The following is an 18,789-nucleotide window of genomic DNA, read 5'->3' as shown; positions in this document are numbered from 1 at the left end:
TGTGGTGCAGTAAATTTTTGAAAATAAGATTGACCTGCACTGTGTTAGCCGCTTTAGCGGCTCGAAAATTTTTTGACTAAAAAACGGTATGGATCTTATAAGGTGCCGCGTCAGCTGGATAGCATCCTAAACCGTCCTTTCCTTCCCATATACCATTTCCCCAAAATAATGTATAATTGGTCTAGCCTAAAAATCTAATTCGATTTTTAGGCTAGACCGTCGAGTTTTTCATAAGTCTTAAAGACTTATGAAAAACATCGCAAACAGATTTAGGAGGGTTTAATACTTATGAAGTTATTGATTATTTCGGACGGGCATGGGGATCTTGAAAAACTAAAAAAAATAAAACCTGTTGCCGATGGGGTTGATGCCCTTATTTTTGGAGGGGACTTTGCTGCTTTTAAAAAGATTGAAACGGGGGCTCCTTTTTTAAACGAGCTTTTAAAGATTCATAAAAATATTTTTGCCGTGTTGGGGAATTGCGATGAACCTGAGTTTGAAAAAAAATTAAAAGATGCCAGTGTTTCAATTACGGGCGAGGTAAAAAATTTTGAAGGGCTTATCTTTGCGGGTTCCGGGGGCGGAAGTAAATTTACAGGCACTACACCTTACGAAAGAACCGATGAAGAGCTTGTAAAAGATTTAACCGATGCCTTTGAAAAAGCAAATATTACCGCAGCCGGTAACTTGGTTTTGGTTTGTCATAATCCTCCGCATGGGGCCAAGGTCGATAAGGTGGCTCCCATGGTGCATGTGGGCTCAAAGGGTATCACTGCCTTTATCGAAAAGCATAAGCCTCTTTTGGTTGTGTCGGGGCATATTCACGAGTCCTTTGCAGTCGATAAAATCGGAGAAACCGTTTTGGTAAATCCCGGTGCCCTGATGGAAGGCCGCTATGCTCTTGCCGAGATTACAAAAAACGAAAAGGGCTTTAAGGTTTCGGTAGAATTAAAAACCTTGGATTAAGGCTTTTCGATTATAAGAAGGTGTCTTTCTTTTTTTAAAAAAGGAACATCAAGTTTTTCTGTTTTATAGTTTAAACCTTCTTTTTTGATAAGCTCCGTCTCTTCGTTTATTTTTTCTTTTGCTGCCTTGTATAAAAATAATTTACCCTTAGGCTTTGCAAGATTTAAAAGAGTTTGTAGAATGTGCTTATCCAAGGTGTGGAAGGCTCTGCAAGTTACAATGTCAAATTTATTTTGAGGGGCTTTTTCGGCTTCGCTTTCGATAATCTCGGTGTTATTTAATTGGAGAACAGCCTTGATGTTTTCTAAAAATGTGCATCGCTTTTGCATTCTTTCGATTAAAGAAAGTTTTACATCTAAATTGCCTAAAGAAATAAAAAGAGCTGCAAGGGGAACTCCGGGAAAGCCCGCTCCGGTTCCGGCATCGGCAATATAAAAAGGCTCACTTGTAAGAAGAGCTTCATTAGTATTTTTGGTTTCGGCATTGTTGAGTGAGGTTTTGCTTTCGGTATTTTTGGTTTCGTTATAAAAAAAACGCCAAGCCGAAAGGGAATCTAAAATATGGGCGACGATTAATTCTTCATCGTCCTTGACCTTTACCAAATTAAATGAGGCGTTAAACATTTTAAGTTCCCGCATATAAATGTTTAAAAGTTTAGAGAGCTTATTATGAGCCTTTTCGTTTATGCCTAATTCTTTTAAGCCCTTTAGTAGAATACCATTTGATAAAAGGTCCTTTGATAAAAGTTTATCGGTGTCCATTTCTTAAAGTCCATTTCCTACATCATCTTGTTTATTATGTTTAATTTTTTTTCTGAATAAGGATGATAGCGGAGTTTAATGTCGATGAGGTTTGATTTTTTTAGGATGCTTTTTGCATTACTGAAAACTTTAAAGCTTTCGTCTCCGTGGTATTTTCCTATGCCGCTAAAGCCGACTCCTCCGAAGGGAAGGTAATCGCTTGCCAAGTGGACTATCGTATCGTTGATACAGCCGCCCCCGAAAGAAACTTCATTTAAGAATTTCTTTTCTATATTTGAGTCGGTTGTAAAAAGATAAGAGGCTAGGGGCTTTTCGCGGGATTTAATCAGTTTAATTGCTTCCTCTATTGTCTTAAAACTTATTACGGGAAGAATTGGCCCGAAAATTTCCTCCTGCATTATTTTGGAATCAAAGGTAATATTATCCAGAACTGTGGGCTCAATAAATTTTCTGCCTTTTTCTCCTTTGCCGCCCGTGATTATTTTTTCTCCTTCAATTAAACCCATGAGGCGGTCAAAATGTTTTTCGTTTACGATGTGGGGAAGGTGCATGTCCAAATAGGTTTCCGTGGGGAAAAATTCTTTTAAAGCTTCTTTTAATTCTTCGATAAATTTTTCTTTTACCTCATCTTGAATTAAAATATAATCGGGAGCTACGCAGGTTTGTCCGGCGTTAAGGTATTTTCCGAAAGCTATTCGGCGGGCTGCAACTTTTAAGTTTGCAGATTTTTCAACTACGCAGGGAGATTTTCCGCCGAGCTCCAAGGTTACGGGGGTTACATATTTAGCCGCCGCTTCCATTACGAGCTTGCCGACAGTTGTTCCGCCCGTAAAAAAGATGTAGTCAAAGCGCTGCTCCAAAAGTTTCGAGTTTTCTTCCCGGCCTCCGGTAATTACCGATATATATTCCGGCGGAAAGTTTTCGGAGATTATTTTTTTTATAACCTCCGATGTTGCAGGCGAATAATTTGAGGGCTTTACAACGGCACAATTTCCTGCAGCAATGGCGCCTACCAAGGGAGCAAGGGTTAAATTTAAAGGATAATTCCATGGCGACATGATGAGCACGGTGCCGAAGGGCTCATACATTATTTTGCTTGAGCTTTTAAAATGAGCAATCGAGGTCGGAACCCTTTTAGGTTTAATCCATTTTTTTAAGTGCTTGATTGCAAATTTAAGTTCTCCGCGTACGATAGCAAATTCCGAAAAGAAGCCTTCCATTTCGGTTTTGTGTAAGTCGGAATAAAGGGCATTTAAAAGTTCTTTTTTGTTTTGGTTTAAAACTTCCTGTAATTTTAATAATTGAGAAATCCTAAACTCATAGCTTTTTGTTTTATTTGTTTCAAAAAAAATCCTGCAATTTTTTACGATTGTTTCTATATCCTGATTCATTATGTGCTCCGGCAATGTTTTGTCGAAGCATTATACACATAAACCGAATAAAATTCAAGGCTGAAATTTTAAACTATTTTTCCGTTTTCGATTTTTACAACCCTGTCTGCCTCTTTTATTGTAGAAGGACGATGTGCAATCGTTATTATGGTTTTATTTTTGCGGATATTATTTAGGGCTTGCCGGAAGAGTGCTTCGCTTTCACTATCCAAATTGGAAACGGCTTCGTCCATCAGCAATATGGGAGAATTTTTTAAGACGGCGCGCGCTATAGCAATTCTTTGTTTTTCTCCGCCTGAGAGCTGAACACCCCGCTCACCGACATTGGTATCGTAGCCTTGTTCCAACCTTTTAATAAAGCCATCAGCCATCGCAACCTTAGCAGCTTGTTTAATTTCTTCATCGCTTGCATCGGGACAGGCAAGGGAAATGTTTTCTTTTATGGTTTTGTTAAAGAGATAAACATCCTGCGGTACATAGGCGATTATATCCCTCAGGGAATTTTGGTGTATATCTTTTATGTTTTTTCCGTCAATATAAATTGCTCCGCTGTCAGGTTCGTAAAAGCGCATAAGTAAATTTGCTATTGTAGATTTTCCCGCTCCCGATTCACCCGTAAGGGCAATGCTTTCACCGGCCTTAACCGTAAAATTAACTCCGTGTAAAACTTCGGTACCTTTTTCGTAAGAAAATTTTACGTCCTTAAATTCTATGTTTCCCTTAACTGAAGATTTGTTTTGCGGAATATATGGAACCCTGTCTTTAACGGCCGGTTCTTCTTCTAATATATCCAAAATTCTTTTTGCCGCTCCATTTGAAATATTCATAGCTCCTGCCGTAACCGAAACGCTCATTATAGGCACAAAGGCAAAAAGAGAAAATATTATAACAACCGAAACCATTTCAGGTTTTAACGAGCCTGCAATTACTTCCGAATGAGCGAGTAATATTGTTGAAATTAAAACTGCGGAGGTAATTAAGTTTATTACTAAACTGTGTAAGCCCTTAAATCTCCCATCCCGTATTTCTTTTTTATTTAAGCGTAAGGTATCGGCAGTAACTTTTTCAATGTATTTTTTTTCTTTGCCGAAAATTAAAATCTCACGTAAACCTTGAACCGTATCTACAGCTTCGGCATTTACCTCAGCCAAACCGTCGCGTATCTCTTCTCCGATTTTTTTTGTAATAGGATTAAAAAAATACGGAACGGCTGCGACAAGAATACAGGCGGCAAAAACGGCTGCACTTATTTTAAATGAAAGAAAACTTAATGCAGTAAGATAAAGAACAGTGCAGACAACTGCAATTATGTAAGATCCTGCGGTATGAGCATAAAAAACTTCAGTGGCTTCAACATCTTCGACAAACACGGAGGTAATACTTCCGCTTCTTTTTTTGCCTGTGGATTGCGGTGCTGTTTTGGAAATCGAATCATATAAAAGGTTTCTTATTTTTTCGATTACACCGTATGAAACCAAATGACATTCGTACATTTCCAAAAAAGCAAAAAGTCCTTTGCCGATAATAAAAATAATCAGCGGTATAAAAAGATAAAGTATTTTTCCTGTGCTCATTTTAAACAGAGCCGCTGAAGCTATATATGCACCCGTTAAAACGGTGAGCAAAGCAAAAACACTGTTAAATATTCCGTAAATAATCGAAATGATAAATTCTTTTTTATAAAAGCTTATGTATTTAGACATTTTAATAAGCGGTTTATATTTTTCTTTAAACATATTAGTTTTCTCCTTGTTGCGCTTCTACAAGCTTTTTGTAGTATCCGTCTTTTAAAATAAGTTCTTTGTGAGAGCCTTCTTCTACGATTTCTCCTCTGAGCAAAACCAGAATCCTATCACTGTTTTCTATTGTGTTTAAACGGTGCGCAATCGTAATACTTGTTCTGTTTCTTAACAAGTGATTAAGACTTTGTTTAATTTCATTTTCATTTTCGGTATCCACGCTGGAAGTAGCTTCATCAAGAACTACAATCGGTGAGTTTTTTAAAACGGCTCTCGCAATTGCAATTCTTTGTCTTTGCCCTCCCGAAAAGTTAAGTCCTCTTTCTCCGACTTTTGTATTGTAGCCGTCCGGTAAACTTTGAATAAAGGAATGAATGTTTGCTGCTTTACACGCATCTATAAGCTTCTCCTCATCTGCATCTTCATTTGCATGTAAAAGATTTTCTTTTATTGTTCCGTTAAACAAATAGGTTTCTTGCGAAACTACCGTAATTAAACTGCGCAAAGATTTTAATGTCAAGTCTTTTATATCGGTACCGTTGATATAAATGCTCCCGCTTGTAGGCTCATAAAACCTTAACAATAAATTTACAATGGTAGTTTTTCCGCTTCCCGATTCTCCTGCAACTGCAAGTTTTTCATTTTTTGCAACAGTGAAATTTAAATTCTTAAAAACCGTATTCTTTTTTCGGTTGTAAGCGAATTCAATATTTTTATATTTTATTTCAAAACCATCGGCCGATTTTATGTCAATGGTTTTAGTCCCCTCATCTTTTATTTTTTCTTCTTCATCAAGTAAGGCAAAAATTCCGCCCATAGAGGTTATGCCCATAAAACCTTGATGAAAGTATGCCGCCAATTCGTTTGCAGGTCTAAAAACTTCGTTGGTCATAAAAAGCAAAATAAGTAATGAGGATGCGGGAATTATATGCACAGAAGTTAATAGTGCTGCTACGGCAAGGGTAAAACTTGTACCGATACCGGAAGCAAAATTGGAAATACCTATTTCGGCTAGGTTTACTTTTAAGTTGCGCATAGTTTCAGAAAAAAGTGTTCTCATTTTTTCTTTTAATAATTTTCCGAGCCTTTCTTGTGCATTATACGTCTTTGCCGTTGTAATTCCTTGAATGCCGTCTAAAATTTCTGCAGTTAAATTTCTATAAGCCGTCCAATGTGCATTGGAAGATTCCGATAGTATCTTCCCGAAAGCAACGGGAGAAATCAATACGGCGATTAAGGCTGCAGTCGATATTATGCCTAAAACATAATGCAGCGAAAAAACATAAATGAGCATTGCACCGCATGCAATTACACACACAAGTATTTGCGGAATGTATAGCGTTAAATACCCTTCTAAATAGTCTACTCCGCTTACCATTGTTGAACCTAATTTACCTGTTCTTTCATCATCTAAAAATGCAGGTCCCAGTTTTAACAGTTTATCGTAAATGCGGCGCCTTAAAATGTTTTTTACCTTGCCGATAATTTTTTTGCCGTAAACTGAATTGTAATATATTAAAATAAGGCGGGATGCTATGATTGCCGATATGTATAAGATACTTTGTATTACCACGGATAATTCTTCTTTGGAATAAAGTTGTCCCACTATTTTCCCCAACAAGACAGCTTGAGCTACATAAGTTCCCGATACGGCAACACCCAATAGGGCTTTAAACAAAATGCTGCATTTAATACCTTTTGTCAATTCGATAACTCTTCTGTTAAGCATCATAATTGTTTATCTCCACTTTCGTTTTATAAAGTTAGTATTAGCTAACTATACTGAATTATGATAAATTTTTCTACTCTATTTTAATTGAAAATAATCCAAAATGATATTTTTATTTAGTTATTGTAGGTTTTTCTCCATTTCTGTATTGGATTGGGCTGATGCCGTAAACGGATTTAAATGCATCAGAAAATTTACTTGCATTTAAGTATCCGCAATTTATAGCTATATCGGTAATTTTTCTATCGGTAGAGGAAATATAAAATGCTGCAATTTCTAATCGATATTTTTTTAAATATGAGTAAGGGCTTTCTCCGTAAATTTGCTTAAATAATTTTTGAAAAATAGTGTAGCTTAAATCTTCATTTTTAACCATCTTTTTAAAAGATATATTTTTATCTATATTATTAACGGCATATTCATGAATTTTTTTTACCTTATTGATGTGATAACCCGAATAAAATTCTTCTTTTTGGTATTCTTCCGTATTGATTACACTTAAAAGATATAGAATTTCGAATAATTTAATTTGAAAGTACTCTATATGTTTCAAGCTTTGTTTTTCATACAGTGTATTCATTATATAAGAGATCTCGGAATTAATTTTTATTTTATACCATCCGTCCTGCAAATCTAAATTTTTGCATATTTTTTCAATATCTATATTAAATAATTGTGCAGTATTTTTGAAATTCGAATTTATTTTATCAAGAAAGAATAGTATACTTATACCCTTATAAAACTTCAACGGAAAAAAGCTTTTTGATAATGCAACTTTTTCATAATTTATAGCTGTTTCTTTTTCTCCTAAATACGAAAAAGTTTGATTTTCAAATTTACCTTCCAGAAGCCCTTGAAAGCAGTAATCGATTCTAAAAACATTCCTAGGTTCTCCTTTTAAACTATATGATTTCTCGGTATAAGTGTCGTATATTTCCAGATGTATCCCCTCATATAACTTTATTATAATGGTATCGTCTTTTGTTTTTTCTTTCATATAAAATGAGTTTAATATTTTCTATGCAGCTTGTCTAGTCTTTTTTGTAAGTTTAGCTTAACTGCAAATTTACAAAAAAACCTGCTAATGCTGTGTAAACATTAACAGGTTTTATCTAAAGTAGATTTTAATAGTATAAATTTTGATTAGAATTTAACCGATAGGGCAAATTTTATATTGTGGACAACGAGTTTGTTTACAGTATTCCAAAAATTGATACCATCACCCTCAGTTAGGTTTGTACTAAAGGTCTTAAGCAAATTATTGACGATATTCCAGTTTGCATCAAAGATTACATTCTCGGTTATAAGCCAAGTAAATCCCGAATCTGCACTGAACTTTCCGTCATTAGTATTGAATGTAAGCGTGTTTCCTTTAGCGGTGTTTGTAACATTACCTGATGCATCGCGCGTTTCTGTCTTTTCAAAGGCCCAGTTAACTGATGGAACATTAAATCCTAAGCCGAAGTTAAGCTTAAACTTCGATACGGGGGCATAGACAAAAGCCGCCTTTAATTCAGGCTGTAGGCTTAATGTTGTTTTATATGTTCTGGCTGCATTATATGCTTTCGTATCGCCTCCGCTTGAGACAACTGTGCGAGTATAATTATAATCGTTCTCAAAGTCAAATCCTATTCCTAAACCGGCCTCGGCTTTAAAGGCAAATTTACCTTCCGGTTCATAGGCAATCCGGTACTTAGGGGTAAGTCGAAGTATATCCTTTAGTTCACCATATTTATAGTCTGTGGTTGTTACGCCTCCTACTACATTTACCTCTCTTTTTGTAGGCCATATACCCCATTTGGTGTCCAAATCGGCCAGAACTGTCTGGGTTATGCCGTCTTTTGATGAAAAATCATGGGAAAATCCGGCATTTATAACAAGGTTGTATTTACTTTTATCTTCGAATTTTGTAAGCTTACTATCCACCTTGGTCGTCTTCTTACCGACATCAGATTCAAGTCCCAACTTTGCAGAAATCTTAAAGAGCTTATTATTTGAGTTTAAATTTATACCTGCAATTAAATTAAAATCCAGGTTAAAGAGATTATCGGTTTGCTTTGTCTTTGTGGCCTCTGTCCATTCAGTCTTCTTGTTTTGGTCAGGCTTATAAGACACATCCGTCATAATACCGATGTTCCCGAATCCGAAAAGCAGTTTGCCGTTAGATTTAGAGGCTGTGCCTGCAGGTATATAAGTCGTAATATTGCCGTTCGCTTCTTTCTTTTTTTCCCAGCCGTTTAATTGACCCTCAAAGTAGGTACCTAAATAGAATGGTTTAAACTGGTGGGCAAGACCTAGGTTTATTGAGCCTTTACCGGTCTTTCCGTAGCCTAAAAATCCGAAGATATTTTTAGGCTGTACATTTTGCCATTCATTTACATTCATAAAATCGTCAACATCAGTACCGAAAAGGTTTTGAGTACTATATGATGTCATCGATATTTGGGCAAAAACCAATGATGCAGTCATTAAAAGAACTGCAAAAATAAATAATTTCTTTTGTATTTTCATGATATCTCCTTTTTAAAATCTACTATAGCCGATTATCCTGTAAAACTCCGAATTTGTCAATATGAGTCCGCCGCTTTTTAGGTAAATTTACGATAATTTAAGAAATTTGCTTCCAATGCCACAAAGGTTTTGAAAGTTCCGATGAAAAGGTTTGTACCCGGTTAAAATCGGGGAGCCAGTCATCGGAGGCGACAAGCTCTTGGTAAAAGCCCTCATCTATTTTTAAGCTTGAAAGGAGGTCTTTTAAAGTTTCGTCTTCTTTTAGGTTTAGCATCCGGTTTTCAAAAAGAGAATAGTTTTTTATGCCGGACGTTCTTTTAACCGGTGTGTACTGGGTCATCACCGAAATAAGAGCCCTGCCTCTTAAGTTTTTTGCAAACCATCTTAGAACAGCCTTCGAGTCCGCAATGCGGGAGGGGAGGGCAAGGTGGCGGACTATGACGCCTGAGTAAAGTTTTCCTAAAGGATATTTTTTTTTATTCTCCATACAGATTTTTAAGGGAGAAAGGCCGGCCATTTTTAGGATTGCCCTTGTTGCCGTTTCGGGATAATCGGGTGCGTAAAAAACTTGAGAAGAAATTTGCGGATTTAAGGTTTTTAAGTCGGGAAGCCAGCCGTCAACACAGTCCGAAAGGAGGCTTATAGCTTCTTCGGTTTCATAGGCAGAAGAATTCCAGACAACAGGAATTTTTAAGCCTCGGTCTTTTGCTTCTTTTAGGCTGAGGGCTATTGCTGGGATTGCATGGCTGCCTGTAACGATGTTTATGTTTTCGGCCCCTTCTTTTTCGAGAACAAAACACAAGTTTACGAATTCTTCAAGGTTTACAGCCCTTCCCATGCCTTCTTGGGATATCTGATAGTTTTGGCAAAAGGAACAGCGAAGGTTGCAGCCCGTAACAAAGATTGTGCCCGAGCCTCCGGCTCCCGTGATTGGAGGCTCTTCCCCGAAGTGGAGGCCTGCCCATGCAAGGCGTAAATCTCTTGTTTCTCGGCAAAAGCCTTTTTCGCCCTTGTTGCGGTTTACCTTGCAATTTTTCGGGCATAGAGTGCATGAGTCGTATTCTTTAAAACTAAAATCTTCAAAAGAAAGCATTTATTAGCCGTCCATTGGGCTGTTTTTTTACGGATTTTCTTATATTTTTTTGCGCTCGACAATTACCGTCATTATCGAATTTAAAAGGTCCATGTCCAAACTTTCAGCCTCGGAAGAAATAATTAGATTTATCTGCTCCCAGTCTTCTTGCGGAAAGTCCATGTCTTTTTCAAAATTGCCTGCAATAAGAGAAAATATTTGATAGAACCATTCAACTGCATCTTCTTTTTTTTGTCTGCCTTCCGAATAGGCCGAAAGCCAATAGTCGGCAAAATCGTTTGCCAAAACTTGGGCCTGCTTATCGTAAAGCGAAACCGCTTTGCAAAAGATTTCCGTCAGGCGGGCGTCAAAAGCTGCTGTGTCTCCGTCCTTATTTAGCTTTTCTGCAAGTTGGTTCGCATGCGACTTTTCTACAAGCCGGCTTGCATCCGAATAAAATTTTTCCATCGTATCCATAATATTTTCCTTACTATTAACTTTGCGATGTTTTTCATAAGTATTGAAATACTTATGAAAAACTCGTCGGTAATTGATAAAAATCTAATAGGATTTTTATCAATTACCTATTGCCTGCCTTTTTTGCTGAAGCCTTCAACTCGGGCGGAGGCTTCGACGGTAAAGGGCGTTCTGTCTCCGCGTTTTAGGTAATGATAACCGAGGCCTGCAATCATCGCCGCATTATCCGTACAGAATTTAAGCGAGGGAAATATGCACTTTAATTCCTTGTGCTCGGCAAGTTTTTCCCTCAACAGAGAATTGGCCGCAACTCCTCCGCCTGCTACTATCGTTTTTAAGCCCGTATCTATCGAAGCATCCAAAAGAGGCCTGAGCAAAATTTTTACCGCCCTTGTTTGGAATGCGGCTGCAATGTTCTCGGGTGTTTTTTCAAAGTCCTTATTCCAAAATTGGTCTATCTGATTTATGACGGCGGTTTTTAATCCCGAATAGGAAACATCGTACTTATGCCCTTCCTTGTGGATTATAGGCATGGGGAAGTTAGCCGCCTTGGGATTTCCGCTTTTGGCGAGTTTGTCGATTACGGCTCCTCCCGGGTATCCCAGATTATAAAACTTGGCAACCTTGTCAAAGGCTTCCCCCGGAGCATCATCTATTGTGGTGCCGAGGACTTCGATGTCGTCAAAATTATTTACCTTGCAGATAATCGAGTGCCCGCCTGAAACTAAAAGCCCCAGATATGGGTAGGGGATATCATTTTCCAGATGGCTTGCATATAGATGTCCCAGCATGTGATTTACGGCAATAAAGGGTTTATTTGAAGACCATGCAAGAGTTTTTGCAAAGGTAAGCCCCACTAAAAGGGAACCCATGAGTCCCGGCCTTCCGGTGGCAGCGATGCCGTCTATTTCTTTAAGGCTCAGACCGGCTTCAGCCAAGGCTTGTTTAACAACGGGCAAAATCCATTCGGTATGTTTTCGGCTTGCTATTTCGGGAACGACGCCGTTATACATTTTGTGGAACGGAATTTGTGTTGCAACAATATTGCTTAAAATTTTATTTCCGTCCTCGACGACTGCCGCCGCAGTTTCATCGCAAGAACTTTCTATTCCTAATATCTTCATTTTATTTCCCTTTTGATTTTGAAATTGTAGAAAATGTATATCCTTCTTGTGTTAAATCGGAGTACATTTCTTTTAAAAGGATTGCAAGATCTACGGTAAACACATGGCCTATCATAATCGCTTCACCTCTTTGTGAGGCAATTTCCAAGCCTTCTATAATTTGTTTTTTCATATAGGCCTTATCTTTTTTATTATCAAGAAAGACAGCTCTTTCCCAAATATTCATATTCAGTTTTTTTGCAACTTGAGGAACAACGCTTTTTGAGCTGGTGCGGGAATCCAAAAAGTATATGTTTTTTTCCCTGCACAATTCAAGCACTGCCTCCATAGCTTTTTCATCCGATGTAATAAGAGAGCCCTCGTGGTTATTCATTCCGGCTATGGGCCCAATTTCTTCCACATTTGAAGCTACGATTTTTTTTATCTCTTCACGGTCCATGCCGGGTTTAACGGCTCCATCTCCCGGATTAATATTGGGGTTTAATGCCTGCATAGGCTGATGAAGGATGAGTTCCTTTCCGGCAGCCCTTATTCTTCTTGCCGTTTCTCTTGAGTTAGGCAGCTTAGGCAAAACGGCTATGGTACAGGGAAAGGGTAAATCCAAAAAATACTGTAACTGTTCAAGGTTGTGTCCTGCATCGTCAAACACAAAAATAAGTTTTCCCTTTGAGGGAAGCTCAGGCAGGTCCTGAATAGGGTAGGCCGAAACGTCAGGCTCTTGTTCTTGAGGTTTAGGCTTACCCGTGATTATGGGATTTTCAGGCTTTTTTGCCTTGTTTTCTCTGCCCGCCTTTTCGCTTTCTTTAGGCTTATCATGTAAAGTCTTTTTTGCAGCTTCTTTAGGCAGATTTTTTGAGGCCTGCGTTTCAGCTTCCTTAGTTTTTTCGGTACGCTTATCTTTAGCCTTGCTTTCTATAGGCGGCTTTTCGGTAGTTTTAGGCTTTTCTTCTTCTATTTTTTCTTGTTCCTTGGCAATTTGCGTTTTATTCGTTGTTTCATCTTTATTTTTTACCGAAGGAATTATAAACAAAAATACTGCGAGCATTATTATACAGACTGCCAAAAAACCGGCTATAGCTCCGGTATAGTTAATTTTTGACTTTTTTCTTCTTTTTTTTCCGGTTTTTTTTACCGGTTTAGTTGTTTTTCCTGTTTTGGTGCTCTTTTTTGCCATAGATGTAAAAGATAAGCATTAAGGGGGCTTTTGTCAATCGGGGAGAATTTGACTTAGCTCTCTTACTTTTTATAATGTTTTTTTACCATTTCAAAAAGCTGTTTTTTGTTAAAGGGCTTTTTTATTATATCGTTTAATCCCATAGATTTACATAGGTTTCTTTCATTGTCTTGAGATCCTGCAGTACATGCGATGATGGGTCTTGAATATCCCTTTCCCCTCAAAATTTGTGTAGCCTCATATCCGTTTATACCGGGCATCTGTATGTCCATAAATATAATATCAAAGTGTTCGCTTGATGCCGTATCGATAGCTTCTTCTCCGTCATTTGCCGTGCTTACAATACAGTGAGCTTTTTCCAAGATAATTTTTAATAATTTTTGGTTTACGGGATGATCGTCTACAACTAAAACCTTACAGCCGAAAAAGTTATCTTCATTGAAATTATGTACATTTCCATTTTGTTGACCTTGGCCTCCTGCTTCAACCGGCTCCAATTCCGGAATGTCATCTTTTTCTAAGGCTATTGCTAATTTACGATAGAGTTCGTTTAGCAGATGAAAGACTATTCTTGATTTTAAGGGCTTATAAAGATAGCCGTCGAACCACTCTAAAAGTTTCATCTTGGCATCCCTTCCGAGGCTGCCTTCAGGAATCATCAAAAATAGTTTTGAGGCTGAAAGACTATCGTCATTGTGAATTTCGGCTCCGAGGCGCCATCCGTCCATCTTAGGCATAACCATATCTATGAATACCACATTGAAGGGGTTTTTATGTTCGGCGGCTGTTTTCATAACTCCTATTGCCTGCTCTCCGGAGCTGACCAAGGCTATATCTTCAAAGCCGAATTTTAAAAGCATTCTCTTTAAAATAGTTCTGGTTTGCATATTATCATCGACGATTAAAAATCTGGTACTCTTATCCAATAAGATACTTTCATGAGGAGCTTTTTTCTTTGAAGGGACTAAAGGAATCTTAAACCAAAAAACCGATCCTCTGGGAATATTGTCTTTTATTCCTATTTGACCCTTCATCATAGTTATAATATTTTTAGAAATTGCAAGCCCTAGGCCTGTTCCCCCGTATTTTCTGTTTATTGCAGCATTCCCCTGATAAAAGGAATTGAATATTTTTGATTTTTGTTCGTTGTTGACTCCTATTCCCGTATCTGCAACTTCAAAAAGAATAAAGAAATGTTTAGCCGCATAGGGATCATCAGAGTTATTTTCAAAAACCAGTTTGACCGAAACCGAGACATAGCCTGTTTCGGTAAACTTAACTGCATTTTTTACAAAGTTTAAAAGAACCTGCTGCAGCCTTGCCGGATCTCCGTATATAAAGTCGGGAATTTTGTCGCTTATATCTACAACAATTTCCAATCCTTTTTTATGAGCTTCCATCGAAATTAAATCTACGGTTTGTTCAACTGAATCGGTCAAGTTAAAAACCGTCCTTTCCATTGTCATATTCCCGCTTTCAAGTTTTGAAAAATCCAAAACGTCGTTTACAAGTGTGAGTAAAACTTCAGCACTAAAATTTACCTGACGGGTATATTCGCTCTGCTCTTCATCAAGGTTTGTTTCGTTTATGAGCTCCATCATGCCTATTATTGTTTGGATAGGCGTTCTTATTTCATGGCTTACATTTGCCAAAAAAAGGCTTCGCATACTGTTTGCCTTTTCGGCATCTTGTCTTGCGATTATCAAAAACCGTTCTTTTAATTTTTGTTTGGTAATGTCATCAATGGTTACAAAAAAATTATTATCATCTTGTTGAGTAAAGCTGAACTTTAAAGCTGTCTTATCCGAAAGGCTTGAGGGTTTGTCAAATTTAGCTTCAAAAGCCGCTGTTTTTGGATTGCTTTTTATAAATGCGGACAGCCTAATATAGTCCTCTTCCAACAGCACTGTTTTTAAATAATCCTGTAATCGTATTTTTGTGTTTTTAATCAGGTAGTCGGGTAAAAGTCTTTCCGCTTCAGGACTCCAAAAAAGCGGGACATAATCCGGAGAAAAAATTATATACGCTATGTTTGACTCGGTTAAATACTTTCCAAGTTTAAAATTTAAAATACTTTTATTAAAGAGATGCACCCAAAACTTCCTCCATTTTGCGCAAAACCGTTTCTTTTTTTATTGGTTTTAATATGTATCTTTTAGCACCCTTTTCCAGAGCTTTGATAACGGAATCCCTTTGAGTGACGGAAGATAGAATAACAAATGGAGTTGTGATTCCCTTCTTTTTTGCTCCGTTTAAAACATCTATGCCGCTCATACCCGGCATAATCATATCAAGGAACACAACATCATAAACATCATTTTCTACTTTGTTTAAAAAATCTTCTCCGTTTTCAAATAGAGTTACTTCGGCATTTAATCCCGAAAAAATAGCAGTCATCATTTTGCGGACCACCAAATCATCATCTATTACAGCTATAGATAGTTTTTCGGCCGTGTCCAGTTTAAACCGGGTTTCAAGGTTGCTTGCGTTTTCATTTTGCTCATTGTCGGGATTCAGCATTGTTTGAGTTACTGCTATCTTATCTTCAGTTGTTTGTAAAAGAGCCGAAAGGGCTTGCCCAAGGCTTCCTACAACTTCAATCATCTTATAGTCGGGGTTTTGCGAAAAGAAGTCTGTTACAAATTGATTGAGGGTAAGGAGTTTTACATTTTTAGGAGACACTACTTTTACGGCTAGGATATTATCTATCAAATATTCCAGGTTAGCCGTATCGGCATAGGTTAAATTTAAATCGGTCAATATAATTAAAATTTTAGCTTCGGCGAGTTTGTAGGATTCAATTAATTCTATTATTCTAAATTGAAGAAGCTCAAGTTTATCTCTGTTTAAACCTTGCGCCAATTCTATAAATATGACATCTTCATTTACCCGCGTTTCTAAGATGCAGGGTGTGGGATCCATGGGAAATGTTGTTCCTAAAATTATTCCTATTGAGAATAAAAGTTCGTCAACTTTTACGGGTTTTGAAATTACCTTTTTTACTCCGTATGAGGCTAATAAAGCTATGTCAACTTTGGCTATTTTTCTTCCCAATACTATCGACGGTATTCCTGCAAGAGTAGGCGTTTTTTGTTTTTCGGCAAAAAAATTAAATAGGGCGTCTCTGCTAAAACTATAATCTATTATTATGAGCATGACAGGCTGCTGCTTCATAATATTCATGGCTTCTATAACTGTTTCGGCATAAATAACATAAATGCCGACTTCTTGTAATTTTTTTGTAATATAATATCGTAAAGTGGGGGCTATCCCTATCAATAAAACTTGTTTCATGTTATGATTATATCATATTAGAATAATCTTATCTAGTTGTTCACAACTTGGTTGTCTTGTAAAATTGGAGGAATTAATGAAAAAAGCTTTTTTATTTTTAGCAAACGGATTTGAAGATGTTGAAGCCCTTACGCCCATAGATTATTTGAGAAGGGCCGGAATAGATTTAATTACTGTCGGCGTCGGTGGGAAGACTATAGTTTCTTCTCACAAGGTTCCTATAACCTGTGATATTGTGTTGGAAGAAGCCTTGCAAAAGGATGGCGATTTAATTGCCGTCATCCTTCCCGGCGGCCTTCCTAACAGCAGCACTCTTGCCGGCTCAGAGGCTGTCAGAGAATTTGCAAAAAAGACCCTTGCAGGCGGGGGAATCGTCGCTGCAATCTGCGCGGCTCCGGCTCTTGCCCTGGGTTCTTGGGGTCTTTTAGAAGGAAAAAACTATACCTGCTACCCCGGTATGGGACAGGATTTGAGTACAAAACCCAAGGCCGGAGAGCGTGTCATCAGGGACGGAAATATAATAACGGCCTGCGCAGCAGGAGCTGCGGAAGAATTTGCCTTTGCAATTGTAGAAGCTATTTGCGGAAAAACCGCACTAAATAAACTTAAAACTGAGGTGGTGGCACGATAATGGAAAAACTTGCAGATTGGTTTGAAAACGAAACTTTTTGGGCTGAATATGCCCCGATTATGTTTGATACGCAGAGGTGGGCTGAGGCTCCTACCGTTGCGGAATCTATTTTGAGGATAATAGGCGTTCCTGTGGATAATGCAGGGATTTCAATCTTGGATGCGGGCTGCGGACCGGGAAGGATTGCCATCGAGCTTGCAATAAGAAAGGCTAAGGTTACGGGCATCGACTTAATCCGACCATTTTTAAATGCTGCTATGGATTCGGCTCAAGACGAGGGCGTCGACATAGAGCTTATTCAGGGAGACTTGCGTAAATTTGTACGCCCTGAAGGTTTTGATGCGGCTATCAGCATGTATACGAGTTTCGGGTATTGCAGCACAATCGAAGAAGACATGCAAATCTTAAAGAACATAGCCCAATCCATAAAGCCTAATGGCTGGTTCATTCTCGAAATGACGGGAAGAGAGATAGCCGTGCGCGATTTTACCGAGGGCGAATGGTTTGAGAGAGCCGGGTTCACGGTCTTAACCGAATACTCCGTCGAAGGTGCTTGGGAAGGTTTACGCTCCCGCTGGATTCTTTATGATGAGCAGGGAAGGAAGGCCGACCACACCTATGTTCAACGTCTTTATTCCGCAGTGGAGTTAAAAAGGCTTATGTTGGCAGCCGGCTTTTCTTCGGTAGAAATATACGGCGATTTTGATTTTTCGCCCTATAACGAAAAGGCGAGAACGATGGTTCTCATAGCAAGAAAGTAGCTTTATTCGTGCGGAGGGTTTAATACCCCGACGCTTGCGTCGTAACAAAGGGTATTAAAGCCGACTGCAACCACCTTATGAGAACAACATACCCCTATGCTTGCGTCGGGGTTGTTGATTTTTCTATAAAATACTGTTATTTCTTTTTATAAAATACTTGTAAATTACCTCAATTGTTGATATATTGTATTTTGTAAATTTTGGTTGACTCATAGTAAGGAGTTTTGATATGGAAAATAACGGTATTGACGGTGTTGTTTTATATGAAGATGCAGATCATAAATTTATATGGCTGGGTTCGGAAAGTAAACAGAGAAAGGGTGCTGTACAGACAATGCAGTATCTTATTGTAGACAGGGGCCGGGGAGTTCTTCTTGATCCGGGCGGAGTTCATCTTTTTTCCAGAGTTGTTACGGCTATAAGCCGATTTATTTCCGTGGATAAAATCGATACTATTTTTTTCTCACATCAAGACCCCGATGTTTCTTCAGGTATAGCTTTGTGGCTGGGTATTACAAAGGCTAAAATATATATTTCTTCGCTTTGGGTTCGATTTATGCCTCACTTCGGCATAGTAGATATTTCGAGAATGGTTCCGATACCGGATAAAGGGATGAGTATATCGCTTCCTTCAGGCTCAAATATGAAGTGTATCCCTTCACATTTTATGCATTCTCCCGGGCAGTTCGGTTTATACGATGAGCGCTCCCGTATTCTTTTTAGTGGGGATATAGGGGCCGCAGTTTTTGATGATGACAATGAAACTACTTTTGTAGAAGATTTTGAAAAGCACCTTCCTTTGATTGAGGGCTTCCATGTCAGGTATATGGCTTCCAATAAGATTGTCAGTAAATGGGTAGAATATGTACGCCGTTTAAATCCCCTGATGATTGCACCTCAGCATGGCGCAATATATAAGGATGAGCAGGTAAATAATTTTTTAAATTGGCTTTCCGGTTTAAAATGCGGTACTGATTATATCGAAAACCTGTTTTAATTTAGGAGGTGTGATAAACAGTTCGGCAGAAATTCAGCCTCACTGTTTATCTGCCGAGTTTGCCTTTCGGCAAACGTCGCATTATTGTATGCAGTTTGTAAACAAACTGCGTGAAAAAACTTTTTTCGCAAATTGATATTTGCTGCAAAAAGTTTTTATGGG

At 38.1% G+C, this 18,789-nt stretch carries 16 protein-coding genes; 4 read left to right on the top strand and 12 right to left on the bottom strand.

Annotated features, from left to right (window positions below):
- Positions 1 to 288 precede the first annotated feature (288 nt).
- Complete coding sequence (locus tag TDE_RS11855; protein ID WP_002680480.1) at positions 289 to 966, top strand: metallophosphoesterase family protein; 678 nt, start codon at positions 289 to 291, stop codon at positions 964 to 966.
- On the opposite strand, the gene rsmG is transcribed toward TDE_RS11855, so the two are convergent.
- The 12 genes from rsmG to TDE_RS11795 all read right to left on the bottom strand — a co-directional run bounded on the left by rsmG (position 963) and on the right by TDE_RS11795 (position 16,238).
- Positions 963 to 1,727, bottom strand: a complete 765-nt coding sequence (gene rsmG, locus TDE_RS11850; RefSeq protein WP_010957250.1) for a 16S rRNA (guanine(527)-N(7))-methyltransferase RsmG — start codon at positions 1,725 to 1,727, stop codon at positions 963 to 965. The genes TDE_RS11855 and rsmG overlap by 4 nt on opposite strands.
- 17 nt (positions 1,728 to 1,744) lie before the next feature.
- On the bottom strand, positions 1,745 to 3,118 hold the full coding sequence (locus tag TDE_RS11845) for an aldehyde dehydrogenase (protein WP_002675966.1): 1,374 nt from the start codon (positions 3,116 to 3,118) through the stop codon (positions 1,745 to 1,747).
- Between the two features lie 68 nt (positions 3,119 to 3,186).
- A complete protein-coding gene (cydC, locus tag TDE_RS11840; RefSeq protein ID WP_002680478.1) occupies positions 3,187 to 4,854 on the bottom strand; it encodes a thiol reductant ABC exporter subunit CydC in 1,668 nt (555 codons plus the stop codon).
- A gap of 1 nt (position 4,855) precedes the next feature.
- Complete coding sequence (locus tag TDE_RS11835; protein ID WP_002680477.1) at positions 4,856 to 6,589, bottom strand: ABC transporter ATP-binding protein; 1,734 nt, start codon at positions 6,587 to 6,589, stop codon at positions 4,856 to 4,858.
- Between the two features lie 109 nt (positions 6,590 to 6,698).
- The gene (locus TDE_RS11830; RefSeq protein WP_002680476.1) at positions 6,699 to 7,583 is read right to left on the bottom strand and encodes a helix-turn-helix transcriptional regulator; all 885 of its coding nucleotides are present in this window, start codon (positions 7,581 to 7,583) and stop codon (positions 6,699 to 6,701) included.
- A gap of 146 nt (positions 7,584 to 7,729) precedes the next feature.
- Complete coding sequence (locus tag TDE_RS11825) at positions 7,730 to 9,097, bottom strand: TDE2508 family outer membrane beta-barrel protein (RefSeq protein ID WP_002680475.1); 1,368 nt, start codon at positions 9,095 to 9,097, stop codon at positions 7,730 to 7,732.
- Between the two features lie 97 nt (positions 9,098 to 9,194).
- Positions 9,195 to 10,190, bottom strand: coding sequence for a radical SAM protein (locus TDE_RS11820; RefSeq protein ID WP_002680474.1), 996 nt, complete (start codon positions 10,188 to 10,190; stop codon positions 9,195 to 9,197).
- A gap of 39 nt (positions 10,191 to 10,229) precedes the next feature.
- Positions 10,230 to 10,646 carry a hypothetical protein gene (locus tag TDE_RS11815; RefSeq protein ID WP_002680473.1) on the bottom strand — a complete coding sequence of 139 codons (417 nt, stop codon included), beginning with the start codon at positions 10,644 to 10,646 and terminating at the stop codon, positions 10,230 to 10,232.
- A 107-nt stretch (positions 10,647 to 10,753) separates the two neighbouring features.
- Positions 10,754 to 11,770, bottom strand: coding sequence for a tRNA (adenosine(37)-N6)-threonylcarbamoyltransferase complex transferase subunit TsaD (gene tsaD / locus TDE_RS11810; RefSeq protein WP_002680472.1), 1,017 nt, complete (start codon positions 11,768 to 11,770; stop codon positions 10,754 to 10,756).
- Position 11,771: 1 nt separating this feature from the next.
- A complete protein-coding gene (locus tag TDE_RS11805; protein WP_002680471.1) occupies positions 11,772 to 12,944 on the bottom strand; it encodes a divergent polysaccharide deacetylase family protein in 1,173 nt (390 codons plus the stop codon).
- Positions 12,945 to 13,006: 62 nt separating this feature from the next.
- A complete protein-coding gene (locus TDE_RS11800; RefSeq protein WP_002680470.1) occupies positions 13,007 to 15,037 on the bottom strand; it encodes a response regulator in 2,031 nt (676 codons plus the stop codon).
- Positions 15,024 to 16,238: a response regulator gene (locus TDE_RS11795; RefSeq protein ID WP_002667421.1), complete on the bottom strand. Its 1,215-nt coding sequence runs from the start codon at positions 16,236 to 16,238 to the stop codon at positions 15,024 to 15,026. Before TDE_RS11795 ends, TDE_RS11800 begins: the two co-directional genes overlap by 14 nt.
- 76 nt (positions 16,239 to 16,314) lie before the next feature.
- Between TDE_RS11795 and TDE_RS11790 the strand changes: the two genes are divergently transcribed.
- From TDE_RS11790 to TDE_RS11780, 3 genes are all read left to right on the top strand, one after another.
- Positions 16,315 to 16,869 carry a DJ-1 family glyoxalase III gene (locus tag TDE_RS11790; protein ID WP_002673829.1) on the top strand — a complete coding sequence of 185 codons (555 nt, stop codon included), beginning with the start codon at positions 16,315 to 16,317 and terminating at the stop codon, positions 16,867 to 16,869.
- On the top strand, positions 16,869 to 17,630 hold the full coding sequence (locus TDE_RS11785; protein WP_002667426.1) for a class I SAM-dependent methyltransferase: 762 nt from the start codon (positions 16,869 to 16,871) through the stop codon (positions 17,628 to 17,630). The genes TDE_RS11790 and TDE_RS11785 overlap by 1 nt, the downstream gene beginning before the upstream one ends.
- 229 nt (positions 17,631 to 17,859) lie before the next feature.
- A complete protein-coding gene (locus TDE_RS11780; protein ID WP_002667427.1) occupies positions 17,860 to 18,627 on the top strand; it encodes an MBL fold metallo-hydrolase in 768 nt (255 codons plus the stop codon).
- Positions 18,628 to 18,789 lie beyond the last annotated feature (162 nt).

Source organism: Treponema denticola ATCC 35405 (assembly GCF_000008185.1).
GTDB classification, from domain to species: Bacteria; Spirochaetota; Spirochaetia; order Treponematales; family Treponemataceae; genus Treponema_B; species Treponema_B denticola.
The sequence above is the reverse complement of the archived record's forward strand: the minus strand, read 5'-3'. Positions and strand labels throughout refer to the sequence as shown.